Source organism: Methanosarcina spelaei (genome assembly GCF_002287235.1).
Taxonomy (GTDB): domain Archaea; phylum Halobacteriota; class Methanosarcinia; order Methanosarcinales; family Methanosarcinaceae; genus Methanosarcina; species Methanosarcina spelaei.
Genome location: NZ_LMVP01000135.1, coordinates 1 through 24,632, shown reverse-complemented (window position 1 = coordinate 24,632; position 24,632 = coordinate 1). Strand labels below are relative to the sequence as shown.

Below are 24,632 nucleotides of genomic sequence, written 5' to 3'. Positions count from 1 at the left end.
TTTTTGGCAAAAAATTATGTTATACTCCAGTCATTTATTAGATTGTTAATAAATATACATTTTTTTATATGGTGATTACATTGTGTTCTGAAACATGAGGATAAAGTGTAAAAAAACAGCCTCTGATTGAACATAATAAAAACATCCTCTGAATCGGAAAATCAGATTCGGTCAATTGAGATAAACCAGTTCCTAATAAGAGGAGTAGTATTAACAGTTACAGAAATTATTATCGAAAGAAGACTAAAATATTCTTTTAATCTTCAGAGTAAAGTTCAGTTCTCCTATTCTCAAAAACAGGAATCATTTTACGGACTTCGTTTTTTCCAGACAGGTCAAGGTCATGCACTATTATGCATTCTTTATTGCCCGCATCGGCTTTTACCTCACCCCAGGCATCTATTATCATGGAGTTTCCGAAATAACTGCAGTCAGGAGCAGAACCTATCCGGTTGCAGGCAATATGTGGGATCTGGTTTTCAATTGCTCTTGCCTTTGCGAGAATTTTCCAGTGTTCAGACCTTGGATTGGGAAATGCGGCTGTGGTCACAAGCAGGTCAGAACCGGCAAGGGAAAGTTTTCTTGCAACCTCGGGAAAGCGGAGTTCATAGCAGATTTCAAAACCTATTTTCAGATTTTGCTTTTTAAGAGAAATGGGCTCTATAGAACTGCCTTTTGAGAAATAACTGTTTTCGGTTTTGAAGGGGTGAGTTTTCCGATAACTACCTGCAAGAGTGCCTGATTCAAAGCAAAAACCGAGATTGTAATAAAACGAAGAATTACTGAAATCCGAAAGAGTAGAATTTTCAGAATCCACGGGTTTCCCACTGTCAGAAGTCTCTTCCGAAACGACTTTTTCAATTACTGAGCCCATGATAACACAGTCATTGGCATCGGAGAAACAGGCCAGGTTTTCAAGGAGAGAAGAAGGCAAGATCTCTGCTGCATGGTCAAAGTACTCGTAGCAAAACCCTGTTGAGAAGACTTCGGGTAAAACAATAAGTTCGGCTCCTTTTCTTACGGCTTTGAGAGCCATATGCAGGGCTTTTTCAAGGTTTTCCTGCTTTCTGCAATGCAGCACATCCATCTGGATACAGGCTACTTTCATGTCCGGATCACCAACCAACAACCAACAAACTGGTTAAATCTGTAAATGTGAGATTTCAAATTAAGGAAACTAATTGGAAGAAATGAATTGAAAGAGATCAATTGGAAGAGATGAATTGAAAGAGATCAATTGGAAGAGATCAATTGGAAGAGATCAATTGGAAGAGATCAATTGAAAGAGATCAATTGGAAGAGATGAATTGAAAGAGATCAATTGAAAGAGATGAATTGAAAGAGATGAATTGAAAGAGATGAATTGAAAGAGATGAATTGAAAGAGATGAATTGAAAGAGATGAATTGAAAGAGATGAATTGAAAGAGATGAATTGAAAGAGATGAATTGAAAGAATTAAATTACGATTTAAACAGTAAAGATCTTCACGGTAGAAGGGTAGTTTGCTTGCTCTTTGCTACCAGACCCTCAAGGTCAAGCCTATGTTTTATCAGTCCTGCAAAGACTTCATTCGCAAGCCTGATTACTTCTTCCTTATTTTCCCGCATTTCATATGCAGGGTCATCAGAAGGTATCTCAATTTTCGTAATGTCGGCTCTGGCTTTTTTCAAATGTGTATCCTGAGCTTCATAGACTATGCCGGGTTTTTCCAGGTACTGCTCAAGATGTTTTTGAGTGATTCCTATAAGCTTCAATTCCCTGCGGAAACAGGGCCTTTCAAACAGTCTGGAGACCACATATACTCCTACAGGAATCCTGAAATCCAGGTTGATTTTAAGAAGCTGGGCCTTGAGAATAGAATAAACTTCTTCCGGGTCAGAAAGTTCCGGAGACCTGGACTCTTTGCCTTTTTCAGATAAAAGCTCCGTGGTTTTTTCAGGCAACGCATAGATCTTTGAGGGAGGAACTTCAGTTTCTTCCAGAATTTCAAGATCCCTGAGTGCCCTGAGATAACCTGTAAGAACCAGGCGGTGCTCATCTATGCCTCTGGCTTTCAGTTCTCTGGAAAGCCCACTGATTGAGAGCTGCTTACCTTCAAGTAGTTCCAGGAGTTTAAGGTTAAGTTTTTCTTCCATCTGTACCGACATCATGTTTTATTGTTGTTAATTAATTCTTCAGGACTCAGGCCGGGAAAACATTTATTGGAACAGCCAAGCAAACGAGCCCGTATCTTTTCGAATCTTCGAAAAGACCTGACTTTTCTGTGAGAGAAGTAAGCAAGAAAATTGCAGGGAGTAATACACGATGTAACTATTCTGCATAATATAAAGCTTATGAGAGAGCTTGTAAAGGAGAAGTGCAGAGAATGTAAGAAGAGACTGGCAAATTTATACAAAAGATCTGTGAAACTTTCAAATGAGTTGCAATGATTTTGAAAAACACACTCTTTAATATTTTTTTCAAAGAATTTGTTTATTAATCCTGAGTTTGACAGTTTGATTTTTATGTTGAAAAATTGTTTGATGGTCAATTTTTATTTGATTGATGTTTTAAAACACCTGAATGTCAGCAGTTCCTCTAAAGTCCATTTTGACTCCACAATTCCTGCCTCTCTTGCAGGTGTATTTTTGCATTCAACTCCTCTTTCATCTTTGTACCTTAATCCTCATGACTTCTACATAGGTTAAAATGCGTGCAATATACCCTTTATTCACGAAACGTATCCTAGAAATGTTCCTGATTTGAAAGAATTTTCAGGCATTGTAGACAACATTATAAATCGACTGACTGAATTAAATATCTGTTCTGACGATTCTGTTCTTGTTTTCGATAAGGGTAACAACTCAAAAGACAACATTGAAAAGGTAACCTCAAAAATGAGTTTTGTAGGAGCCGCAAAAGCAAATCAGGCTGAGGAACTCCTTGATGTTCCACTTTCAAGGTATGAGTACCTGTATAAGAACACAAAAAGTAACGAGATTTTTGGGTACGGACAAAACACCAGTTCTACGGAACAGAATTCACAACTGTAATCACCTACAACGAAGGGACTTACAAATTTCAAAAAAGTACTTATGAAACAAACAAATCAAAAATAATTGATCAACTCAAAGACTTGCAGCGAAGATTAGAAAGCAGTAAAGGAAAAGAGAGAAACAGGAGCAGTGTAGAAAATGAAGTTTCAGAAATTATTCTGAAAAAATTCCGGAGTGTCATAAAATATGAAATAATTGAAGCTCCTGAAGGTAAGAAAACGTCTCAGTTGAGGTTCTGGGTTGATGAGGAGAACAAAAAAAGTGTAAAAAAATATTTGGGAAAAACATCCTGTTTACGGATAAGCACGAGTAGCGTACTAAAAAGATAGTAAAAACATGTAACAGCAAAAACCTTGTTGAAGACGATTTTAAGCTGTTGAACGATCATTTGCTTGTCCCTATATTAGTATGTCATCATAAGGATGAAAATATAAGGGTTCATGTATTATTTGGTTATGATTGGCCTGCTTTTCTACAGATATTTGGCATGGGAGACAAAGATATATGGGTTTTTTATGAAACAACTAGTTAAAAAACTGTCTGAGATTAGGATTGTGTAGTCCAGGAAAAAGAATCCAAAGAAAGCAAAATTATTGTGGAAGAAATGGACACAAAGCAAGCATCATTATTTTCTTTTCTGAACATGGGGAAACATCTACCATCTTAACATAATCGTTATTTGTAGGATTATTCTTTTGTTAGGCATACACAAATAAAGCCGCAAGATAACGGAAAATCAATCATCTTTGAAAGCAAAGTTAAAATTCAGAGAAGCAATATTGAGTTTTGGAATAAGCACGTTGACTATATAAATGATTGTAGAACATACAAAAAGAGCATACAGAAATATACATCAAAAGCTTCTATTAAGCTAACCTGTAAATATATACGAGGGCTGAAATTATGACTACAGACCAAGTAATTCTTGTCAGATTAAAGAGATCGAGAAGAGAATAGAAAAGATGGAAGTTGCACTTGAAAATATAAACAATATCCTGAGAAAAGTAGAGAAAAACACCTATTTCGGGTGCTATATGACGGAGGAGGCTGGAGTGAAGAGATAAAGAGAGCTTATCCTAAAACCAGCCTTATACTCAAACCTGATAGAAGTTTCAGAACAATCCCTTGTGATCTAAATGTGATCAAAAACTCATTGATTATTCTGAATTCCAGATTCGGAGAAACAGTTTTGAGTTATTGATAGGTTCAATTATAAAATTATAAATATGTAATGATGTTACATTTATTTTTATAACTAGATTCTGGAACTGAGTCACTATGAACTTAAAATCAATAGTTATAATTACCTTTATTATTTCGGCCGTTTTATTGGCTGCAAGAATAGCTCCAGCAATGAACTCTGAGCAATATAGGGAAGGAAAGTATATCCATATTGACAATATAGTAATGGAGTTTAGTGGAACAAATGCAACAATTGATGTTGAATATCATCTATCTCCATTTGCCAAGGCATATATATTCCTTTTTGGCAGTAAAAATATAGAGCCAAAAATGAAGGAAATATTTTTCAAATTTCCAGAAATGCAAATAAAGGATATAGGACTTAACAGTGCCACAATCCAGCTGACAAACGTTTCGCAGAAAGAGGGTCATGATTATATGCATGACTCTCGAAAATTAGGGATTCATTCCGACGTGCTCACTATTATTTTTCCGTATAATCAGGGCGTTCGGAGAGTACAAAATGTAGATTCAACATTGAGCGTCTTTTATCCAGATAGCCCGAAATATTCTGAGATTCATAATAACATTACTAAACAATCTCAATAACCCGAAAAAGCTTCTGATACTGCAAAAGAAGAATCTTCGCACTTCGCAGGCTGCCTGACAATTACTTTTAGTAATAAACGAATTCCTTCTCATGCGTCTTCGGTTAAGTGAGGAATCATGACAAATTGCGTAAATCCTCAACACTTATCAAATAGTTCAATAAGTTATAAGCTGGAATAGGGCATCGATTCCACGTAAATAGGCTAAACCTTAAAGCAGGATTTGGATGCAAAATCGATAGCTAGCAGGCAAGAAAATTCCTTAACCGATGATCACTGGGTAATACAATTACCAATTTGCAAAGGTGCTTCTTGCTATTAGTTTTTATTGAAAATTCAGGCAAAAATCGTGTTTCTTTTAAAGTTCAATTTAATTTACAGTCTTTCCTGTAATTGATTTTGTTCCTCAAGTGCATAAGTCCTAAATTTAAAAGCTTTATATGTCTTTTTTGCACAATTTTGACTTGAAATCAAACTTTTAAGAAAAACAACATTATTGTAATTAGTACATAGTTTTAATTTATATTGGAAAGATATAAATGCATTAAATCATTTTTGCATATTAATAATTATAATATCAAATTTGATTTGGGAATTGAGTAAAATAATACTATTTTTTGTTTATATTATATAAATAGGATTACTATAAAAAATGTATTCAAATTAAGAAAATTAGATTAACTATTTATAATTAAACCTCTTTATTTTTATTTGTGATAATATGAAAACATGGAAATTATTTGTGTTATGTATCGTTGTGAGTATGATGGCTGTGTCTGTAGTTTCAGCCAAGGAAGATAGTTCTATGGTTCCAGTAAAGGAAGTTAGTCCAGCTTCTCAGCCTATTAACATTAACTACATCGATAATCTCATTTCCATAAGCGCTTCAGACGGCCACGGCCTAAAACAAGGACAAACCGATACACGAAAAATAAATATCGGAAAAAAAGTTAAATCGATAACGATAGAATGTGACTGGGGTAACCCCAAAAATTCTCTAACACTTACTATAATTGCACCCGATGGAAAAAAATACGGACCTTATTCTGACAGTTATGATGGAAAAATAGATGGTTGTACGGGTGTAAAGTTAACAAAAAAGACAGGAGCGTGGGATGCAACGCCATGGACAATCAAAGTCTACGGTAAGAAGGTAAGTGGAACTGAAACATTTGGTGTCTTCGGAACATGGGTTGTAGCTTAAATTAATGTAAGAGCAAATGAGTGAGGAAGAAATCTATTTTAATCTTGTTATTTTCCAAAATTTCCATTTACTTTTTTCTTTGATTTTTCTTCTTCTAATTCTGTCTCGGTATTATTTTTATCCCACTTTCCGCAGATACACACAAAAATGCCACTTATCATCTCAATAAGGCAATAAGCTAAAACTTAAAATCGGGTTTGATGAGGGGATATGGCAAATCGGCAAATAAATTCTACATCTGTGTACATCTGCAGAATGTAGGTTTTACTTATTCTAACCTTAATTCGACAGAAGTATATATGATAATGTATAAATGGGCTCCAAGTATCTGTTTTCTTCATACAATTCAAATATATCTGTGCACTTATTGATTTTTTTCTGACATTGTTCATTTTATCACACGGCAATGTGTCAATACAATGTGTTTTTTGTAAGAAAAGCTCCGCTTATATCACTAAAAGAAGATTTCAAATGGAAATTGTTGTCCGAGATATTAAACGTTTTTGATTTGAGATCTTGCAGACAAATCCTTACAAAGAGGGGCATTCTGCCCCTCCAAAAGTCAGTGCCTGCTATTAAAATTGTCCTTCTGAGCATGTTTTTTTCCTGTGAAATCTCCTACGCTATCAAAGAATTAGAAGAAAGAGAAAGCTTGAGAACTTTTTTAAAAATCAGTTCAATACCTACACAAAAGGAAATTTATGGTATTCTTAGTAATTATGAACCACAACAGTTTACTGCTTTTGTTTTTGAACTTTTAAAGGATTTATGCCCTAAGAGACAAAATGGATCAAAAGGCATTATTATTGACAGTACTGACATAAACCTTAACCTTAACTGGCACGCTAAAAAGATTACCAAAGAAAGTCTAGAAAACAAAGAATACAAATGGGGTTACTCAACCCACAGAGGTTTCTTCATTGGTATGAAACTGACTCTTGCACTTGAATCTCAAACATTGAAACCTTTAGCGTTTCTAATTAATGAAGCAAATGTATCAGAACCTAAAATTTATCCCGAAATACTTAAAGAACTTAAGAGAAGGAGAATAATAAAAGCAGGAGACGTTATCTATGCTGATAGAGGATACTACTCTTATGATAACTATGTTATATCTGTAAGAGAGTTTAAAGTGGTTCCTTTAATATTCCCAAGGAAAAACTGTAATTTTAAGAAACTTTTCAATATGCTGAGATATCCTCTGAAAATCTTTGATTCAAAAAGAAATATTGAAAAGGAAATAAAATTTTACAAAGAAATAATTGCAAAATTTAAAGAGCTAATAAGCAAATGGAAAGAGTTCAGATCTATAAGGTCAATCATAGAGGATGTATTCAAATTGGCGAAGAAAGCATACTCTATGGAGGATTTGCACAGATATACAAGGAGTTCTGTCCAAAAGTACTGTTCATTAGCTGTACTTTTAGTGGGGATAACTGTAAATTACGGCATTAAAGGCAGAAAGGAATTATAAGCCTTATCTGAATGAAGAAATAGGGAGGGGGCTATAATAATATCTATTTGCAAAATTCCAGCATAGACTGGACCTGAACCAAAAAAACATTGAGAAAAATAGAATAATTAATATAATGTTTATATTCACAATTAACTAAATAAATAAGAATTGAGCTCTTTCCAGCAGAATTGAGGGCAACGCTTAAAAATAATAATTGCCATTTGAATTAAGCTTAAATTGATTATTTCGCAAGGCTGCAAAGATGATTACGAAATTAATTCCCAAAAAAGTATTTTTTACAAGTGGAGTTGGTAGACACCCCGAAAATCTTGAATCATTTGAAGTTGCACTCCGGGATGCAGGTATTGAGAAATTTAACCTTGTAACTGTAAGTTCTATCCTACCCCCCAAGTGTGAGGTTGTATCCAGAGAGAAAGGGCTTGAAGAGTTAAGTCCCGGAGAGATTGTGTTTTGCGTAATGTCCAGGATTTCTTCCAATGAGCCAAGAAGAACGCTCAGTGCATCAGTTGGTTGTGCATTCCCACAAACCATAAACAGGCACGGTTACATATCAGAATACCATGCATATGGAGAGACCGCGCAGGACGTTGGGAAACATTCCGAAAAACTTGCACGAAGCATGTACAGTACATGGACAAACGAAGCCCCCCTCAGGACTCTCAGTTTTCCCAGGTCATCTTCTGTAGATGAGCATGGAGACTGGATGACCGTGATATCCGTAGCAGTCTTTACTATATGAACATTAACAATCTGAGCATTAACAGTATACCTACAACAATTTCTGCGATTGTTTAGAACTTCACTCTGGAAATAAAGTATGCTCATCATGCTGTCAATTTCACACTCTTTGATCCTGGTTCAAGCCTGACAAATTAGTTTCCTGAGGAAGGTTCATCTCTGTTGATATTGTCGAGGAAGAGTCTGCATATATTGATATTTAATAAATTATATAATTATTAGTGCTATTTGCATTTCTTACCGCCTGTTGCCAAGTGTCTTCAGGTCTTAGAAATCACATGCAAAACTATCATTATCTGCTTATTAGGAGAATGGTATGCATCTTAATGTGTTCACAGATAACCCAACCGTTCCGATAGATGTAAAGGACAGGTCTGTAAGCGAACTGATGGACGGAATGCTTAAGACAGGCTTCCAGGGAAGAAAGCTGGCCGAATCTGTCCAGGCCTGGCATAACATGCTAAAACAAGAAAATATGACTGTGCTTATGGGCCTGTCAGGAGCTATGGTTCCTGCTGGCATGCGTAGGGTTATCTCGTATATGATCCAGGAGAAGATGATAGACTGCCTTGTAAGCACAGGAGCGAACATGTTCCATGACTCACATGAAGCTCTCGGCAAGAAACACTATGTGGGTTCACATCTGGTTGATGATGAAAATCTCTTTGAGCATGGAGTGGACAGAATTTATGATGTTTTTGCAGTTGAGGAAGAGTTCAGAACTGCAGATAACCTGATTGCGGATTTTGCAGAAGAAATCGGGGAAATATCCTGTTCCTCAAGGGAGTTCATGTATCTGCTAGGAAAAGAACTTGTAAGGCGTGGAGCGGCCGAGGATTCTATAGTCGTAAGTGCATACAGGCACAATATCCCTATCTTCGTTCCTGCACTTTCTGACAGCTCAATAGGAATCGGGCTTACTATTGCAAGAAGAAGAGGACTGAAACTTGATATTGACCAGATAAAAGATGTTGATGAGGTCACGCAGATTGTCGAAAAATCAGGAAAAACCGGAGTTGTTTATATTGGAGGTGGAGTCCCCAAGAATTTTATCCAGCAGACCGAAGTAATAGCTTCTATTCTTGGAATGCATATCGGAGGGCATGATTATGCAATTCAATACACTACTGATGCTCCTCACTGGGGAGGTCTTTCAGGCTGTACTTTCGATGAAGCCGTTTCCTGGGGAAAAATTGCAGCTCAGGCAAAAAAAGTGCAGGTCTTCGTGGATGCTACTATCGCTCTCCCTATTGTGGCCCATGCACTTCATGAAAAATGCCGTGAATTGAAACGAAAAGCTCCGATTTTTAACTGGAAAGAGCCTGAAGGGCTTGATGTTGATTATAGAGAGTAATCAAATTACAAATCTTTATTATATTTGAAAGCTTATAACGTAAGACGAGAAGGAGAGGAGTAAATGGGTAAAAGAACTCGAATAATTAACGATCCTTCCTATTTAGTACCATTACTCAGGACTTTTGGGTCAAGAACTCACAAAAAAATATTTGACACACTTTCAAACAAGTGGATGACCAGAGCAGAGATAGATGAATTCATGGGTACAGACTCATCAAAAAGCCTTCATATCCTGAAAAAAGCCGGGCTCCTGGAGAGCCAGTGGAGAGTTCCGGAGGCAGGGCAAAAACCCTCCAAAGAATACCACAGTTCCTATTCCAAGGTTCAGGTTAATTTTCAGTGTTCTTTTGAGGATTTGAGCGATATCATTATGCTGACCTTCAAGCCATATGAAGAGGTCAAAGATGCGATGGAAGAACTGGAAAGGCTAGTAGAAGAAGGCAATACCTCCATGAGCAACCTCACAAGGACGCTTAATAGAAACCCATTTTATATTTGTGCTGTTGCCCGTAGATCCGAAAGGCTTTCTGTAATGGGGCAAAGATTAAAATTAATTGAAGATGTAGAGGAGAACTACGATTGATGATTAAAATCCTCCAGACTAAAAGCGGAGTAACCAAATTTCAGGTCCTTATCGAAGTTGCAGCCCACCAGCCTAATGTAAGACAAAAAGAAATTGCTGCAAAGATAGGAATAACTCCCCAGGCAGTTTCTGAATATATTAAAGAACTTGTAAATGACGGGCTGATAGTTACTGAGGGCCGGGTCAGGTACAGGATTACAAAAGAAGGTGTGGAATGGGTCCTTGAAAATGCCACGGAAATGAAGCAATACGCCCGCTTTGTCATGGAGGATATAATCAGCCATGTCTCAACCTGGACAGCGATTGCAAAAGAGGATGTAAAAGAAGGCGAGCAAGTATACCTGAAAATGGAAAGAGGACTCCTGTACGTAAGTAGTACGGAAAAAACAGGTGCATCAGGCAGTGTAATTTCCGATGCATCTGCCGGAGAAGACGTGGGAGTAACGAGCTTGCGAGGCCTGATTGACCTGGAAAATGCTACGGTTACAATATGCAAGGTTCCGAGAATTGAGCGTGGAGGATCAAGAAAAATAGATATTGAACGCCTGAGATCCCTGACAAGCTCAAAACCTTATATAGCAGCTATCGGTGTCGAAGCACTTATCGCTCTGCGTAAGATCGGCATAACCCCAAATGTTATGTTCGGAAGTAACGAATCAGTTATTGAGGCTGCATACCATGGCTTATCATCCCTTGTAGTCTCAGTAGATGAACAGGTTCCTTCCCTTCTTAACAGGTTGGAAACCGAAAACCTTGAGTATGAACTCGTAGACCTGACTCTCGAGTAATTCTCTTTAATTTTTAAATGAATTCCAGACCTGCGGGTCTGAATCAAAAAATCCTAATTTTTCCGAGTACTGTCACTACTGGACAGTTTTATCAGAACCTCTCAAAATAGCTGGATTCTCCGGAATAATTATCTGCCTCCATGTTTAAGTTTGCTTTGTTTAACTGCATAAACTTATCTCGAACGGATATATACTCCTCCATTTTGGAAGGGTTTTATAAATTCAAATAAACGCATTGATTTCCTTACCTATCATTTTTTTTCTTTAACTCATCCCATAGTTCAGAGCCTGGTGCCTCACCAGTTAGAAGAATAATTGCAATAAGGATAACCGCCATTGCTATAAGAATAACATATCTGGTTATACTCTCTTCACTATAATGCATACCTACAAGCGGAGCAATAATTATAAACCCAACAGTTACCAACCAGCCTTCTAAGCTAGCTGGACTAACGCCCCAACCAATACGCCTTTTGTGAAACCATGCTTTCTTAGTAAGTCTTTTCATGTTTGACCTCAATTTATTTTTGTTTCAATCCTTGTTTTCATGATCTTACCGGTCAATAACTTCCAATATATTTAGGAATGATTCAGATATAGCTTCCAATATAGTTAGGAATGATTCAGATATAGCTTCCAATATAGTTAGGAATGATTCAGATATAATATCAAGGGTTTTGTTACCAGAAATGATTATGGTAAATGGAACTATAGATTAATTCCTAAACTGAAATATGAAGATAATTTCGAAAAACACCAATTTTGGCGGGTCATTTATATTTGATACATTACAATTATTAGAAGTTAAGTTTATCAAAATATTCTGAAGTTATATTTTTATCATTCCCAAACACGAATGAAATGCCTGAATAGGAAGAAATGACTTTTATCCCTACTTTTTCGAACGATTTTCGCTCAAGCCTTTTTTGAAAAGGCTTGCAGTGCACCAATTGTCACGCCGTTGACCGGGATTTTCGCTCAAGCCTTTTTTGAAAAGGCTTGCAGTGCGCCAATTGTCACGCCGTTGCTCGGTGTTTTCGCTCAAGCCTTTTTTGAAAAGGCTTGCAGTACAGATTTAACTTTAAAGGGTATATTTTATAATAAGGAGATTACCCATGAAGATGATTGTACTTTCCGATACTCATATGAAAACCGGAGAAATTCCCCAGCAACTTCAAACGCTGCTTGAAGAATGTGACCTTATAGTCCATGCAGGAGATTTCAGTACCGTAAAAGCCTATAACGCCTTCAACGCCAGCGGCAAGTTAAAAGCCGTTTTTGGAAACGATGACACTTCCGAACTCAAAAAGCTCCTTCCAGAAAGACTGAAATTCGAAGTTGAAGGTGTAAAAATCGGAGTTGTACATGAAGGAGGACTTTCGGTTACCGATACAACTGCACAGGGTTATCTCGCAAAAGAGATGGGGGTAGATATTCTGATTTTCGGTCATTTGCACCGGCCATTGATAGAGAAAAAAGATGTTGTGCTTGTTTGTCCTGGCTCTCCTACCAGATCCAGGATGTCAAACCCAAGTGTTGTAGAACTTATAATAGAAAAAGGAAGTATTAATGGTAGAATAATTACTCTTGAGGGAGCTACCTGTGATTATATAAAGTTTCGGGATTCCCTGAAGAAGGGTGAGCAGGAAAAAAATCGAAACGAAAAAAATGCTTAAGCGTCTGAAACTGGCATAGATTACATGCAAGGATTCACAATCTGGACTACCTGTAGAATTAACCCTGACCAGTAGTTTATTTGCTGCTTAAATTCGGCACATTACTTGCTAAGCACAGGGTCAGGGAAATTCAATTTTTGCAAGCCCTATTTACAGTGTTTCCAATTTGAACATAACGCCTGTGCCCTGAAGGCTCAGGTATACTTTATCCCCAAATTCGAGAATTGTCTCAACATTGACATTGCTATTCCAGTTGTACACAAAATCATAGCTGCCCTTCATAGGCTCGAAACCCAGAGACATCAACCGCTGGTTTACTTCCGACGGACGGGTCCCTTCACTGCTGAACCAGACCAGAAGATAGGTTTTCACAGAATCATCTCACATATTGTTAAATTATATTACTACTTAAATAATATTACTCCGAAATTTCACTCAAACACAAATTATTCATTTTATACCATGTCTCTTTTATTTATGTATATTTTGCCTTTTCTGGCTCTGAGACCGTTGACAATACAAACATTTACAGAATATAGCAAAATTTATAAATTAAATAGAAGAGTTTCAAAATGACTCTTAGCCATTCTTTATGGATAAAATGATTTTCAGTTCAAAACCTCATTGGTTTTTATAAGGAAATTATGGGAATATTCACACAAAAAGTAGAGCTGGTCACTCCGCTTTCGATGTATGCAGCTACTGCAAATATCTTGTCCTCAGGAGTCCCGTCCGCTTTCACAGTTCCGGACTCGGTTTCTCTTCCGTTTTTACACAGAGAGAACCAGACTTTTGTCATTTACATCAACCTGATTCACGACTAAAGAGTAGTTCTTACCCAGTATCCGTGAAATTCTGTCAAGTCTACGAGGAATAGACAAGTTATAAATTTGACTTGTGTTGGAAATGATTTTTATTCCCTGTAGACCTGACAGTGCTGCTCTGAAATACGTAAAAAGCCTCAAAAAAATTGTGTTCAAGCTTAACAGAAACGTGTGTTTTCTAGAGGAAATAGCGGTTCATTAAGATCCCCGATCTCCTCAGTTTGTTTTTTCCACCACATTTTTACTCTGGTGGACCACCCTCTTTGAATAAGATTCCCATTGTTTACCTCAAGAATACCTTTCAGATAGGACCTGAGAATGGTCTCCTGGGTACTTGAGGTTACATTATAATACGACTTGAAATCCTCAACTGCTTCTTCAAAAGTTGCATACCTGTGGACGTGCTCGAAAGGGAAAACTTTGACATTTGGGTAGATTCCCATACTGTAGAGCACATTGTAGAGAACATCGCATTTCGGGGCTGGCTGATACTCATATCCGTGAAGGAAAGGCCAGAGTATTCGAGAATGCATATCCCATGAAGTTTCTCCCGCAAACCAGTACAGATAAACATACCTTGAAGAAGCATCTATCATCTTTTGAACTGAAGTCCGTATGTCTTTCATGCCCAAGGAATAAGAAGCAAAAACCACATCATAAGGAGCAGAAAGATCGGATTCGACATCAATGGCTTCCCAATCTTTGTGTACACAGTTGATATTCTTGATTCCGTACTCTTCAATATTTTCCTTCATGACGCTCATCATGCCGTCAGAAGGTTCAACAGCAGTTACATGAGCTACCTGCTGTGCAATCGGAATTGCAAGGGTACCGGGCCCTGACCCTATATCAAGAACTCTGGAGTCAGAAGAGAGTTTCATGCCCTTAATCCTCTTTTCGGTTATTGTCTTTGCGTTATTATCCTGAAACATCTCCCAGAAGCGTCTGGCCCTTTCCTTATTGTGCCATATAGCTGAACAATCTACATTTTTGTTCGATTCTAATTCTCTTTCCAACGTCCCTTTCCAGACTTCATTCCAGTCAATGTTACATGGGTCCATATTATCAGCTCAAACTACATACATATAAAATTGTTTAAAATTGACAAAATATGTTACAAAAACAAATACAAATATGAATATATATATCTTGTTAAATGGTAAAACAAATTCGTCAGAGCTGACAACCAAAGAAGTTACACCTGTTGAATTCCAATTGACAATATAGAAAAATGGAGATTTTCTTGAATTGCAATGCATTTGTATTCGGTTAAGACACGATCTATAAGAAATATGTTATTTTTATTGTTTTTGAAAACCTACAAATGTAAATCGATACGTATAGATAATTGAAGTAGCCATTTTAACGTTAACAGATTCCTTAACCGAATACAAACGAATTGAACTATAAGTGCAGTAACACGCCACCAATTTCGCCAGTTGAGCACGATATTCTACCCCTATTTTCGAGATAATTGAGAATTGGTTTATTTGTTCAGGCTTTCAACCAGACAATATTTATGTTAACAATGTTTACATTTAGTATTATAAGAAAACTTTTTTATATAACTAGGTATTACAATAATTTATTAAATTCATATTTATTATAATAATATGTTTACAGTAAAACGATATTAAAAATGTATTATCTTTCAAATGTATTATCTTTCAAATGTATTATATTTCTAGCCTATACAGTGTTTAAACTGGTTTTTAGTTTCGAGATAAATCGTGTTCTTCGATTTTTCCTCGAGGGAGCCTCTTTAAAAGTCCTTTTAGAAGTCCTTTTAGCTGAATTGAGGATTATTTTATGGATCGAAATTTCAAGCTTATTTTACTAACCTGCATGCTGCTTGCAGTAATTGGTGCAAGCGCCTGCATAAGCGGAGAAAACGATGAAACTGCCAAAGGAGACAGTTTCGTGGAAAACTCTCAGGACCTTGTTGTGGGCATAAGTTCAGACGTTAACAACTGGTATCTTGACAAGTTTGCGGATGGTGATGCCAGGTTTGTGTGGTCTCAGGTCTATGAAACCCTTGTAAGGCTTGACTCTAACCTGAATATTATCCCGGGACTTGCCGAGTCATGGGAAACGCCTGACAACGGGACGACATGGATCTTCCACCTACGCAAGAATGTGACCTTCCATGACGGTACATCTTTTAACGCAGATTCGGTTGTGTTTTCTTACTCTGACAAATCCTATGTGAGACAGGCAGTACTGAAACCGATTAAAAGTATAGAGGCTCTTGATAACTATACCGTGAAATTTGTTCTCCAAAAACCCATGCCTCTACCTTTTTACCTGACTCATGTAGCCTGGCCCATAATGGGGCCTGGTTGTCTTGATAAAGCAGGAAATTTCATCAAACCGGTAGGGACAGGACCATTTAAGTTTGAATCGCAGAAAAAAGATCAGGAAATAGTGCTTATAAGAAATGATGCTTACTGGGGAAATAAGTCTCTGCTTAATAAAGTTAGTTTTAAAATCATCCCTGATCCTTCTACGCAAGTTATGGCGTTTGAGAACGGAGAACTGGATATGATTATCAAGGTTCCAGAGTATGATGTCAAGAGGCTCGAAGCCAAAAAAGGTATCCAGGTTCAAAAGAAGCTAAGTACTTTTACGGATTTCCTGCAGTTCAATTGCGATAAAACTCCTTTTAACGATACAAAAGTACGCCAGAGTGTTGCCTACGCAATAGATACCAAAGCCTTAGTGAACGATGTCCTTAACGGCGTTGGAAAACCGGCAGAAGGAAGACCGTATTCTCCCAACATGATGTACTCTGACCCTAACCTGAAAACATATTCGCAAGACCTTGATAAATCAAAGGCTCTACTTAAAGAAGCAGGATGGGAAGATTCCAATAGGGATGGAATTCTTGAAAAAGATGGAAGTCCCTTGAATTGTACCTTGCTTGTAAGTAAGGGTGCATGGGCAGCCAGGCATACTCTTATGGCTCAGGTTGCGCAGGAAGATCTCAGAAAAATAGGAATGAATGTGGAAATTCAAGTACTTGATGAGGGAGCGATCAGTAAACTAGAAGGTGTGGGAAACTTTGGCATGATACTCAGAACTGGCTATTTTGTCTGGGGTCCCTATCCAAAACACTTCTTTATTCACCATTCTAAAAGTCCTTACTCTCACTACCACAATGAAACCTATGACCAGCTTGTAGATGCAGCAGATTCGACCATAGATCCGCAGAAGCAGAAAGAACTCTATTACGCTCTACAAGATTTTGTAATAAAAGAAGTCCCTGCTTTCTATCTTGTACATGAAGAAAAGGTAGTAGCAACCGGGCCTTCTGTAAAAGGTTTTGTGATAACAGCAGAAGATCCCTGGCTGGACCTCTCTGGAGTTTATCTTGAAAGAAAGTAAATTAAAACAAGGTTCCGAAAGGACAGAACATTAGAAACTTCACAGACGGGAAGATAAACCTTAAAATGGAATATCCGAAAGCATCAGAAGTTAAGAGACCGATATCAGAAAACGACAGAAACATAAGAAGAATATCTATGTGGAAGTACATTGCAAATCGCTTGGCCATGGTATTAATAGTAATAGCAGGGGTTACTCTTGTTTCTTTTTTTGCCATGTACCTTGCGCCAGGAGATCCTGCTGAGCTCATAGCTCTTGAGAGATATGGACAAGATCTTGATAAAAGCCAGATTGAATCCGTCAGGGAAGCAGAAGGACTTGATGCTCCTGTTTATTTCCAGTACTTTATATGGCTGGATCATCTCTTGCATCTTGATCTTGGAAGATCTATTATAACCTCTGATGATGTCCTTGAAGAAATACTCTTGAAGTTGCCGGCAACTATAGAACTTACAGTTGCCGGCTTATTAATCTCTCTCCTAATCGCCTTACCTATAGGAGTTCTGAGCGCTTTTCAGAAAAATATTCTGCTTGACAATTGTTGCGCGTTTTTTTCCTTGATAGGCATTTCTATCCCTAACTTCTGGCTTGGAATTCTTCTGATCTGGCTTTTTTCCCTGACTCTTCATATTTTCCCTAGTTATGGGTATGGAAGCCTGAGTCACCTTACTCTTCCTGCTCTAACCCTTGGAATTTCAATGTCTTCAATTACGGCCAGACTTACCCGAGCTAGTCTTATGGAGGTGATGGAGAAAGAATATATTTTGGCTGCACGTGCCAGAGGGTTTGATGAGTATACTGTCGTTTTACGGCATGCACTGAAAAATGCCTTACTCCCAGTTGTTACATTTGCAGGAATGCAATTGGGTTATCTTCTTGGAGGAGCTGTTATTGTGGAAACAATTTTCTCCTGGCCAGGTATCGGAAAACTTCTTGTTGATTCGATCTTTGCAAGAGACTTTTCTATGGTTCAGGGCTGTGTTCTTTTTATCGCAGTGCTCTTTTCTCTTTCCAGCCTTGCAGTGGATATATTGTATGCAGTGCTTGACCCGAGAATCAGGTATGACATGTATGACTGAAAATATAAAAATGACTGAAAAATCTTCTATGAATGAAAAAAGGCTAAGTCTATGGGAGTTTGGAAAAAACAGACTTGCACTCTTCGGAATTTTGTTTATTGCTATCCTATGTTTTCTGGCCCTATTTGCTCCCTATATCTCTCCAAATGATCCTTTTGCCCAGAAACTTGACAAACGACTTCTTGGCCCATGCCATGAATACCCTTTAGGAACTGATGAATTTGGGCGCTGCATCTTTTCAAGAGTGATTTATGGCACACGCATCTCTCTCGGCATTGGAATTCTTGTTGTTGCAGCTACATCCATTGCAGGTACCTCTCTTGGGTTGCTTTCAGGGTATAAAGGAGGCCTGTTTGATGAAATCCTTATGAGAGGCGTAGACGTGATGCTGGCTTTCCCCAATATCATTCTTGCCCTTATGATAGCAGGACTGCTGGGGCCGGGGTTTTTAAGTGTCGTCCTTTCCTTATCCCTTACTCAATGGCCTGTTTATGCAAGGCTTGTACGCGGACAGGTCCTCTCTTTAAAAAAAAGAGATTTTGTGGAAGCGGCAAGGGCTCTTAGACCCTCAAATTTCTACATCATGCGAAAACATATACTTCCAAACTGCATGGAACCTGTAATCGTTCTTGGGACTCTTGAGATTGCCCATGTGATAATCTTTGCCTCTGCTCTAAGTTTTCTAGGACTTGGAATCCAGCCTCCTACGCCCGAATGGGGCTCTATGCTCAAATCCGGAATTCCATACCTGCGCACATATCCTCACCTTTGTTTTGTTCCAGGTCTCATGATTATGCTTACAGTTTTTGCTTTAAATTTTGCAGCAGACGGATTAAGAGCCAGCTTGGGACAGTATGCTAAACAGGAGGTGCTGGATAGATGAGTATTTCTTTCCTCTCCACTCAACTTCTTTCAGTAGAAAACCTAAATGTCTCTTTCAAAACCTCAAAGGGCCTTGTAAAAGCAAACGAGAACATTTCCTTTGAGATCAAAGAAGGAGAGATTTTTGGGCTTATTGGAGAAACAGGCTGTGGAAAAACTACCCTTGGAAAAGCCCTTTTAAGGCTGCTCTCAAATAATGCAAGGATAGAAGGGAGAATCGTTTACAGGGGTAAGAATATTTTAAGTCTTTCTGAAAAAGAAATGAGGAGTCTGAGAGGAAAGGAAATAGGGATCATGCTACAGGACTCTTCAATCTGTTTTAACCCGGTACTCTCTGTAGGTAGTCAAATTGCTGAAATTTATCGATACCATGAAGGCATGAAAAAAAAAGATGCAGAAAAGAAGGCTTCAGAGATGCTTGAGCTTGTTGGAATAGATTCTTCAAGAAAGTCTGAGTATCCTCATCAGTTCAGTGGTGGGATGCTGCAGAGGGTTATGATGGTAGTAGCGCTTGCTCTCAAGCCAAGACTTCTTATTGCAGACGAACCTACAAAGGGGCTTGATCCTGATATAAAATTGCAAATTCTTGAAATAATTGCCAAGCTTGTCAAGAAGGAAAATTCTTCCATGCTCTTAATTACTCATGATCTGGACGTCTCTACTAAACTTACAGATAGGACTGCAGTGATGTATGCTGGAGAAATCGTTGAAATCGGGAAAACGGCAACGGTCATCTCCGATCCAAAACACCCTTATACTTTTGCACTACTGCATTCGCTTCCAGAAAAAGGGCTAATGAATGTTTCAGGTCAGTCTCCAAGTCTGATCTTCCCTCCTTCCGGTTGTAGGTACCATCCCCGATGTAGTAACCAGCTGGTAGACTGCTCAAAAATCCACCCAACCCTATTGGAACATGTAGATGATCATTTTGCTCGCTGCTTATTTTCTGAAAAAAATAGTAAGAATGTAAAAAGAGAACCACATTTGATCCCAGATACTCCTTCTCCTGGGTGTGCGGAGGTGGGCATACGGCATTGTTAGAAGTGAAAGATCTGAAAAAGCATTATTATTCCGGGCTTTTCCAGATTAAGGTTAACAAGGCCGTAGATGGAGTAAATTTCAGGATAGAAAAAGGGAAGACTCTAGGTCTTGTTGGAAAAAGTGGTTGTGGGAAATCCACACTTGGAAGAACAGTGTTAAGATTGCTTGAACCGACAGAAGGTAGCATTATCTTTGATGGTAAGGATATTTCAATACTTAAAGGCCACTCTTTAAAATACCTGGGAACCAGGATGCAGATCATTTTTCAAAACCCTGAATCGTGCTTGAACCCAAAGATGAAAGTTTATGATATAATTGCAGAACCTTTAAGGCTTCACAGGCTTTGCGCTAAAGACAAAGAATTGGAGAGGATAAAGGAACTTATTGAAATTGTTTCCCTTAATGAAGAGCTTCTTTTTCGCTATCCCAAAGAGCTAAGTGGAGGTCAGCTTCAGAGAGTTGCAATTGCAAGAATCCTTAGCATGAAACCGGAATTAATAGTAGCGGATGAGCCTACTTCGATGCTAGACCCACTTGTCCAAGCTCAAATTCTTTCGCTTCTTAAGGGACTGCAAATCAAGTTCAAGATAAGTTTTCTGTTTATCTCCCACGATATTAAGGTTGTTGAATGGATGAGTGACGAGATTGCCTTTATGGAGAAAGGAAAAATTGTTAATTTTAAAATAGTGTCACGTTAACCCTCAAAGACAAAAGAATTCTGAACCATTTTAAGTAATTATATAGGACATTTTAATGATGACGAGATAGTATTACTGAAGGATTTTTCCCTGCGAGCTATTGAATTCCCTTTGCAGATTATTTCTTTGAAAGTTGAGTTAAGAGAAAAAAACATAGAATACCTGAAAAGAGACAGGTGAAAGGAAAAGAGACAGGTGAAAGGAAAAGGGACAGGTGAAAGGAAAAGGGACAGGTGAAAGGAAAAAAAGGAACAAAAGTTCCTTGAGAATAAATAATTACGTACTTTTATGCAAAGAGGAATGGAAAGTTAGAACTCTTTTGAACTTAGTCTCTGTAATAATCAAACAGCAACATTTCTCCTGAATGTGCGTCAATCCATACTGAAGCAGGATAGGTAGCGTCCTTTGCAAAACTTGAATCCATGAATCGGATCCACCATGCCAGATGAATTTTATCTTCATCGTCCTCTTTCCAGACAAGGTTCGACGAAATAACTTTTACAGTATTTGCTTTTTCTTCTCCTATAGAAGGTTCGTTACTCATGTATTCTTTGAGAATCTCAACTGCTTTTTCATCCGTAACGCCTGGTTCCGTATCAATGAGTGCTAGTTCTTCCTCATCCATAGACCATCTTTTACGATAGCTTGAAACTTCGCCTGTTTCCGCGTTGATCTCTACCTGTATTCCATCAGAAAGAGAAGGTATTCCCCGGATAATTCTTGCGTAGCTAATTTTGTAAGTTCCAGGGAGATCGTCAGCCGGAGGTTCTTTGTAGTTTATATGTTCAAGCTCAATATCATTAATTTTATCCGCTGAAACCCTGGATTTGATATATTCTTCTGCTATTTCCAGAGCATCATCTTTGCTTACACTGTCTTTGCCCTGTACATTCTTTGATCCATCGTATACAAAAAGTTGCTCTCCATTAGAGGCATCTATTCCTGTTAAGATGCTTTTTCCATTAGTTGTTTTTGAGCTTATTTGCCAGATTATCCCAAAATTTTCATCATCAATCAGTTCTCCATGGATAGATTCATTGATTACTTCCGGATTTTCTGATATTATCTTGTTTTTTGCATCCTCAAAACTAATATTTACGTTTGCAGTTGACGGATCAAGGTATTTTGTTTGCTTTGCATCTTCTTTCGTAAAGATTATTCCTCCCTCTTCAGAAGCAAAAGCCACAAATATTGCACTTGCCAGTACCAAAGTCAAGATACAAATTTGACTAAGTTTCATGATCTTCTCTTCCATAAAGTTTTAAATACAAGTTTGAATTTCCTATAAATCTATTATTGGCAACATCTACTGCATCTCCAAACTCTTTTTCGACTTGGTTTCTTGCATAGTTGGCTGCTTCAGAAAAACAGTGACATCGGTGAAAGTAGCCATATAATTCCTTTAAAGGAAAATAATAACCCTAAACAATTTAGTTTGAGCAGAAGTTAATAACCGAAAATGGAATTGATAATTATACTATCATCAATCAATGGTTACCGGGGAAGTTTTCATCCACGCAATAAGCTAGCGTAGTATTCGAATAAAATAAAAAGTTTAGGGGCATTCATCCCCCGATTTTGATAGTATGGTTTTCACTTGTTTTGATTTTATTCTCTTTCTTTGAGGGACTCAAGAGCCTTTTTGACTATTTCGCGGTAGTAACCGGTATCAGTCGAGTAGTGTTCTTTTGCAAGTTTTGAGTTTTGATCTTCCTCTGCTTCAATTGCTCTTATCCTTTCAAGCGTCTGCTTTGCAGTATCAAGCACCCAGAGATTCCGGGTAAGTTCATCTACCTGCTGAATAGACTCGGGGCGGATAGAAGTCAGGACATTCCCGTCATCTGTGGTATATGTACTGGTTTTGCCCACAACTGCTACAAAAGCTGGTAGTTCACACTCAGCAAGGAACTGAGCTGCTTCGGGCTGGTACTGTCCGGCATAGACCAGGAAAGAACCTGTAGGGTCCGAAACCCTTCCCCTCCAGTACTCGGAATCGGTACCGATATCTTCCTTTTCGATAAGTGTGCCAACAAGGAAGATGCGGTTTACTTTAGCTCCTGTGGGTGTCAGGACATACTGTGGAGCATACTGATCACTTTCGTCCCTTGAAGTCAGGTTCGAATCCTTCAGTTCCTGGGCAAAAACTCTGCGGGCAGCTTCTCTGAAAAAGCCTGGCATTTACTGCACCTCCAGCTTTGTAAATGTTTCATTAAGCGAAAGCATCTCATCAAGCATCTCTTTATCCAGAGAAGTCTTGGGAGTAATGGAATCCACAAGGATGTAGCGATCAAGCTTGTGCCCGGTTACGGTATAGTACCTGCCTACAAGCTCATGTTTTATAGTATCCAACACTACCCCGGGATCGAGAGCGTCAGCAGCCATTGCAATTGCAGTATCGAGAGAAAGTCCTGCAAGCTCCTCAGTAAGTTCTCTATTAATCAGGATATCCTGAGTGGAAGTTCCTGAGTCCAGAACCGCTTTTATCCTCAGGTCATATTCCCCTTTTACTTTTCCGTGCTCCGGACAGGCACCCTTAACCAGAGCCCTTTTACACTCAGGACAGCGCTTTATAAGGCCTGAACCGGTCTGGATGTCCACCATTGCTCCGAAATATGTGGAAGTTGAGGACCCGACTTTGATATCTTCATCAAGTTCTTCTATGGAACTTGATCTGTTAAGCTGAATCTGGATCTTACCGCCCCATTCGTTGACAACTACATTTTTCAACATGTAGTTCTTGCCCTCTTCCATGTCAGGAAGCTCGGAACTGGCCCAGTTAGTGAATTTGATAACCCCTGTGGGGTCCCCTATAAGCCCTGCCTGCTCAATCGATTCATGAGAATTTTCCCAGAGCTGAACTACTTTTCCTTTGACTGTAGCCCACTGGCCTCCAGAAAGGTCGGAAATATTCCTGAGTTCGGATTCTCTTGCAGCCGGTGTGAAGTCACCGCCTCCAACTTCAATGACTTCATCCAATTTTTCTATAGAAGTATTCTTATTAAGCTGAACCTGGAATCTGCCATTGTACTCTCCTATAACAACGCTCCTGAAAAGATAACTCTCTCCCTGTTCAAGCTCAGGCAGTTCGGCATTTTTCCATTCGGTAAACTTTATAATTCCGGTTTCATCTCCCAGTAATCCTACCTGAGAGATGGACTCATGAGTATTTTCCCAGAGCTGGACAACCTTTGCCTTAAGATTTGCCCACTGTCCATTTTCCGAAATATTCATAATCTTAGTAAGCTGCGGCTCAGCCTGCCTGGTGTAAAATTCATTCTTAGGAATAGAATATTTCTTCAAAAAGTAATTGGTCACGCTGCGCTGAGCTTCGTTTGAAGGAACTTTAAACTTCGTAATCAGTTCATCAAGTCTGCTTTCGATATCCTCTACAGGTACATCGATGCCAAGTTTCAAAAATCGATCTCGAATAGATTGGGCTATTTGTTTCATTCTTCCTACCTCAAGCCTCTTGTTTATCTTGTATTGTGTAGAGAGGCGTTTTAAACTACAACGCCACAACATATAAAGTTAAGGAAAGCAGATTGAAAGTATTCCCATCAAGGCCAGCGTTCGGTATCTGGTAAAACTCTTCTTAAAGACTGAGAGACCATAAGAAATTGGCCCTAGAAACTCAATCTGATGCAGAGGAAAAACTATTATTTTGAGACTGTTTTTAAATTCCCTGTGCATACTTCCTGCTTCCTGCTTGAGCTCAATTTTGAAGTTACTTCAGTTCATCATTAAATTTTTTTTAAGAGACTATGTGCGCATACTATACTTAAACTTATTTGCCCAAAAATTTTGTAGCATTATTACAAAGAGCTAACCCGTTTTTGTAAAAAATTAAAAATATGGACACAATTCCATAATCTAGTGATTTCTCTTATTGTTCTTTCCTCAAACCTACAATTTTCTCTGCTAACTACCTCAAAAAGCTGCAATAATCTTGAAAAACAAATTCTTTGGCATTTTTGCCAAAGAATTTGTTTATTCATTAGATATTTTTTTTGAATATTTTATCTAAAATCAATACGCTCCGCTACTTTCTAAAGTGAAACTTTTATCAAAATAGCTTA

22 protein-coding genes and 2 pseudogenes are annotated in these 24,632 nt (G+C 38.2%); 14 read left to right on the top strand and 10 right to left on the bottom strand.

From position 1 onward, the window contains the following. Positions 1–256: 256 nt before the first annotated feature. The 3 genes and pseudogenes from ASJ81_RS08615 to ASJ81_RS08605 form a co-directional block, all read right to left on the bottom strand. Positions 257–1,108, bottom strand: a complete 852-nt coding sequence (locus tag ASJ81_RS08615) for a nitrilase-related carbon-nitrogen hydrolase (protein WP_095644115.1) — start codon at positions 1,106–1,108, stop codon at positions 257–259. A gap of 377 nt (positions 1,109–1,485) precedes the next feature. After that, on the bottom strand, positions 1,486–2,136 hold the full coding sequence (locus tag ASJ81_RS08610) for a hypothetical protein (protein WP_095644129.1): 651 nt from the start codon (positions 2,134–2,136) through the stop codon (positions 1,486–1,488). Between the two features lie 398 nt (positions 2,137–2,534). Further along, positions 2,535–2,707: pseudogene (locus ASJ81_RS08605) on the bottom strand (IS1 family transposase); the annotation flags it as partial. On the opposite strand from ASJ81_RS08605, the pseudogene ASJ81_RS08600 reads away from it, so the two are divergent. From ASJ81_RS08600 to ASJ81_RS08565, 8 genes and pseudogenes are all read left to right on the top strand, one after another. Then, positions 2,689–3,703: pseudogene (locus tag ASJ81_RS08600) on the top strand (IS1634 family transposase); the annotation flags it as partial. The pseudogenes ASJ81_RS08605 and ASJ81_RS08600 overlap by 19 nt on opposite strands. A gap of 611 nt (positions 3,704–4,314) precedes the next feature. Then, positions 4,315–4,827, top strand: coding sequence for a hypothetical protein (locus ASJ81_RS08595; RefSeq protein ID WP_212556052.1), 513 nt, complete (start codon positions 4,315–4,317; stop codon positions 4,825–4,827). 741 nt (positions 4,828–5,568) lie between these two features. Continuing rightward, the gene (locus ASJ81_RS08590) at positions 5,569–6,030 is read left to right on the top strand and encodes a hypothetical protein (protein ID WP_170943252.1); all 462 of its coding nucleotides are present in this window, start codon (positions 5,569–5,571) and stop codon (positions 6,028–6,030) included. Between the two features lie 406 nt (positions 6,031–6,436). Next, positions 6,437–7,504 carry a transposase gene (locus tag ASJ81_RS08585; protein WP_095644113.1) on the top strand — a complete coding sequence of 356 codons (1,068 nt, stop codon included), beginning with the start codon at positions 6,437–6,439 and terminating at the stop codon, positions 7,502–7,504. A gap of 244 nt (positions 7,505–7,748) precedes the next feature. Next, entirely contained in the window at positions 7,749–8,246 is a 498-nt protein-coding gene (locus ASJ81_RS08580) for a pyruvoyl-dependent arginine decarboxylase (RefSeq protein WP_095644112.1), read from the top strand. 315 nt (positions 8,247–8,561) lie between these two features. Next, complete coding sequence (locus ASJ81_RS08575) at positions 8,562–9,599, top strand: deoxyhypusine synthase (RefSeq protein ID WP_095644111.1); 1,038 nt, start codon at positions 8,562–8,564, stop codon at positions 9,597–9,599. A gap of 63 nt (positions 9,600–9,662) precedes the next feature. Next, complete coding sequence (locus ASJ81_RS08570; protein WP_048108753.1) at positions 9,663–10,184, top strand: ArsR family transcriptional regulator; 522 nt, start codon at positions 9,663–9,665, stop codon at positions 10,182–10,184. After that, positions 10,184–10,972 (top strand): DUF7839 domain-containing protein, encoded by a 789-nt coding sequence (locus ASJ81_RS08565; RefSeq protein WP_170943255.1) that lies wholly within the window; start codon positions 10,184–10,186, stop codon positions 10,970–10,972. Before ASJ81_RS08570 ends, ASJ81_RS08565 begins: the two co-directional genes overlap by 1 nt. 244 nt (positions 10,973–11,216) lie before the next feature. On the opposite strand, the gene ASJ81_RS08560 is transcribed toward ASJ81_RS08565, so the two are convergent. Further along, positions 11,217–11,480 carry a hypothetical protein gene (locus tag ASJ81_RS08560; protein ID WP_095644109.1) on the bottom strand — a complete coding sequence of 88 codons (264 nt, stop codon included), beginning with the start codon at positions 11,478–11,480 and terminating at the stop codon, positions 11,217–11,219. Positions 11,481–12,087: 607 nt separating this feature from the next. On the opposite strand from ASJ81_RS08560, the gene ASJ81_RS08555 reads away from it, so the two are divergent. Next, the gene (locus tag ASJ81_RS08555; protein ID WP_095644108.1) at positions 12,088–12,648 is read left to right on the top strand and encodes a metallophosphoesterase; all 561 of its coding nucleotides are present in this window, start codon (positions 12,088–12,090) and stop codon (positions 12,646–12,648) included. 150 nt (positions 12,649–12,798) lie between these two features. On the opposite strand, the gene ASJ81_RS08550 is transcribed toward ASJ81_RS08555, so the two are convergent. The 3 genes from ASJ81_RS08550 to ASJ81_RS08545 all read right to left on the bottom strand — a co-directional run bounded on the left by ASJ81_RS08550 (position 12,799) and on the right by ASJ81_RS08545 (position 14,533). After that, positions 12,799–13,020, bottom strand: a complete 222-nt coding sequence (locus tag ASJ81_RS08550; RefSeq protein ID WP_095644107.1) for a hypothetical protein — start codon at positions 13,018–13,020, stop codon at positions 12,799–12,801. A 259-nt stretch (positions 13,021–13,279) separates the two neighbouring features. Next, positions 13,280–13,447, bottom strand: a complete 168-nt coding sequence (locus tag ASJ81_RS22735) for a hypothetical protein (RefSeq protein WP_170943251.1) — start codon at positions 13,445–13,447, stop codon at positions 13,280–13,282. 183 nt (positions 13,448–13,630) lie between these two features. Further along, a complete protein-coding gene (locus ASJ81_RS08545; RefSeq protein WP_095644106.1) occupies positions 13,631–14,533 on the bottom strand; it encodes a class I SAM-dependent methyltransferase in 903 nt (300 codons plus the stop codon). 748 nt (positions 14,534–15,281) lie between these two features. Here ASJ81_RS08545 and ASJ81_RS08540 point away from each other — a divergent pair. From ASJ81_RS08540 to ASJ81_RS08520, 5 genes are all read left to right on the top strand, one after another. After that, positions 15,282–16,856 (top strand): ABC transporter substrate-binding protein, encoded by a 1,575-nt coding sequence (locus tag ASJ81_RS08540; RefSeq protein WP_095644105.1) that lies wholly within the window; start codon positions 15,282–15,284, stop codon positions 16,854–16,856. A 65-nt stretch (positions 16,857–16,921) separates the two neighbouring features. Further along, positions 16,922–17,935, top strand: coding sequence for a nickel ABC transporter permease (gene nikB, locus ASJ81_RS08535; protein WP_245859965.1), 1,014 nt, complete (start codon positions 16,922–16,924; stop codon positions 17,933–17,935). After that, positions 17,919–18,818, top strand: coding sequence for a nickel ABC transporter permease subunit NikC (nikC, locus tag ASJ81_RS08530; protein WP_095644104.1), 900 nt, complete (start codon positions 17,919–17,921; stop codon positions 18,816–18,818). The genes nikB and nikC overlap by 17 nt, the downstream gene beginning before the upstream one ends. After that, positions 18,815–19,858 (top strand): ABC transporter ATP-binding protein, encoded by a 1,044-nt coding sequence (locus ASJ81_RS08525; RefSeq protein ID WP_095644103.1) that lies wholly within the window; start codon positions 18,815–18,817, stop codon positions 19,856–19,858. The genes nikC and ASJ81_RS08525 overlap by 4 nt, the downstream gene beginning before the upstream one ends. Positions 19,859–19,860: 2 nt before the next feature. After that, the gene (locus ASJ81_RS08520; RefSeq protein WP_245859969.1) at positions 19,861–20,556 is read left to right on the top strand and encodes an ATP-binding cassette domain-containing protein; all 696 of its coding nucleotides are present in this window, start codon (positions 19,861–19,863) and stop codon (positions 20,554–20,556) included. 325 nt (positions 20,557–20,881) lie between these two features. On the opposite strand, the gene ASJ81_RS08515 is transcribed toward ASJ81_RS08520, so the two are convergent. From ASJ81_RS08515 to ASJ81_RS08505, 3 genes are all read right to left on the bottom strand, one after another. Further along, positions 20,882–21,796 carry a YcdB/YcdC domain-containing protein gene (locus tag ASJ81_RS08515; protein ID WP_245859962.1) on the bottom strand — a complete coding sequence of 305 codons (915 nt, stop codon included), beginning with the start codon at positions 21,794–21,796 and terminating at the stop codon, positions 20,882–20,884. A gap of 368 nt (positions 21,797–22,164) precedes the next feature. Beyond that, positions 22,165–22,734 carry an RPA family protein gene (locus ASJ81_RS08510; RefSeq protein ID WP_095644101.1) on the bottom strand — a complete coding sequence of 190 codons (570 nt, stop codon included), beginning with the start codon at positions 22,732–22,734 and terminating at the stop codon, positions 22,165–22,167. Further along, positions 22,735–24,006, bottom strand: a complete 1,272-nt coding sequence (locus ASJ81_RS08505; RefSeq protein ID WP_095644100.1) for a replication protein A — start codon at positions 24,004–24,006, stop codon at positions 22,735–22,737. Positions 24,007–24,632 lie beyond the last annotated feature (626 nt).

What these genes read in the sequence shown, in the direction of transcription:
- ASJ81_RS08615 (WP_095644115.1), bottom strand. Translation starts at nt 1,108, where the DNA reads ATGAAAGTAGCCTGTATCCAGATGGATGTGCTGCATTGCAGAAAGCAG.
- ASJ81_RS08610 (WP_095644129.1), bottom strand. Translation starts at nt 2,136, where the DNA reads ATGGAAGAAAAACTTAACCTTAAACTCCTGGAACTACTTGAAGGTAAG.
- ASJ81_RS08595 (WP_212556052.1), top strand. Translation starts at nt 4,315, where the DNA reads ATGAACTTAAAATCAATAGTTATAATTACCTTTATTATTTCGGCCGTT.
- ASJ81_RS08585 (WP_095644113.1), top strand. Translation starts at nt 6,437, where the DNA reads ATGTGTCAATACAATGTGTTTTTTGTAAGAAAAGCTCCGCTTATATCA.
- ASJ81_RS08580 (WP_095644112.1), top strand. Translation starts at nt 7,749, where the DNA reads ATGATTACGAAATTAATTCCCAAAAAAGTATTTTTTACAAGTGGAGTT.
- ASJ81_RS08575 (WP_095644111.1), top strand. Translation starts at nt 8,562, where the DNA reads ATGCATCTTAATGTGTTCACAGATAACCCAACCGTTCCGATAGATGTA.
- ASJ81_RS08570 (WP_048108753.1), top strand. Translation starts at nt 9,663, where the DNA reads ATGGGTAAAAGAACTCGAATAATTAACGATCCTTCCTATTTAGTACCA.
- ASJ81_RS08565 (WP_170943255.1), top strand. Translation starts at nt 10,184, where the DNA reads ATGATTAAAATCCTCCAGACTAAAAGCGGAGTAACCAAATTTCAGGTC.
- ASJ81_RS08560 (WP_095644109.1), bottom strand. Translation starts at nt 11,480, where the DNA reads ATGAAAAGACTTACTAAGAAAGCATGGTTTCACAAAAGGCGTATTGGT.
- ASJ81_RS08555 (WP_095644108.1), top strand. Translation starts at nt 12,088, where the DNA reads ATGAAGATGATTGTACTTTCCGATACTCATATGAAAACCGGAGAAATT.
- ASJ81_RS22735 (WP_170943251.1), bottom strand. Translation starts at nt 13,447, where the DNA reads ATGACAAAAGTCTGGTTCTCTCTGTGTAAAAACGGAAGAGAAACCGAG.
- ASJ81_RS08545 (WP_095644106.1), bottom strand. Translation starts at nt 14,533, where the DNA reads ATGGACCCATGTAACATTGACTGGAATGAAGTCTGGAAAGGGACGTTG.
- ASJ81_RS08540 (WP_095644105.1), top strand. Translation starts at nt 15,282, where the DNA reads ATGGATCGAAATTTCAAGCTTATTTTACTAACCTGCATGCTGCTTGCA.
- nikB (WP_245859965.1), top strand. Translation starts at nt 16,922, where the DNA reads ATGGAATATCCGAAAGCATCAGAAGTTAAGAGACCGATATCAGAAAAC.
- nikC (WP_095644104.1), top strand. Translation starts at nt 17,919, where the DNA reads ATGACATGTATGACTGAAAATATAAAAATGACTGAAAAATCTTCTATG.
- ASJ81_RS08525 (WP_095644103.1), top strand. Translation starts at nt 18,815, where the DNA reads ATGAGTATTTCTTTCCTCTCCACTCAACTTCTTTCAGTAGAAAACCTA.
- ASJ81_RS08515 (WP_245859962.1), bottom strand. Translation starts at nt 21,796, where the DNA reads ATGAAACTTAGTCAAATTTGTATCTTGACTTTGGTACTGGCAAGTGCA.
- ASJ81_RS08510 (WP_095644101.1), bottom strand. Translation starts at nt 22,734, where the DNA reads ATGCCAGGCTTTTTCAGAGAAGCTGCCCGCAGAGTTTTTGCCCAGGAA.
- ASJ81_RS08505 (WP_095644100.1), bottom strand. Translation starts at nt 24,006, where the DNA reads ATGAAACAAATAGCCCAATCTATTCGAGATCGATTTTTGAAACTTGGC.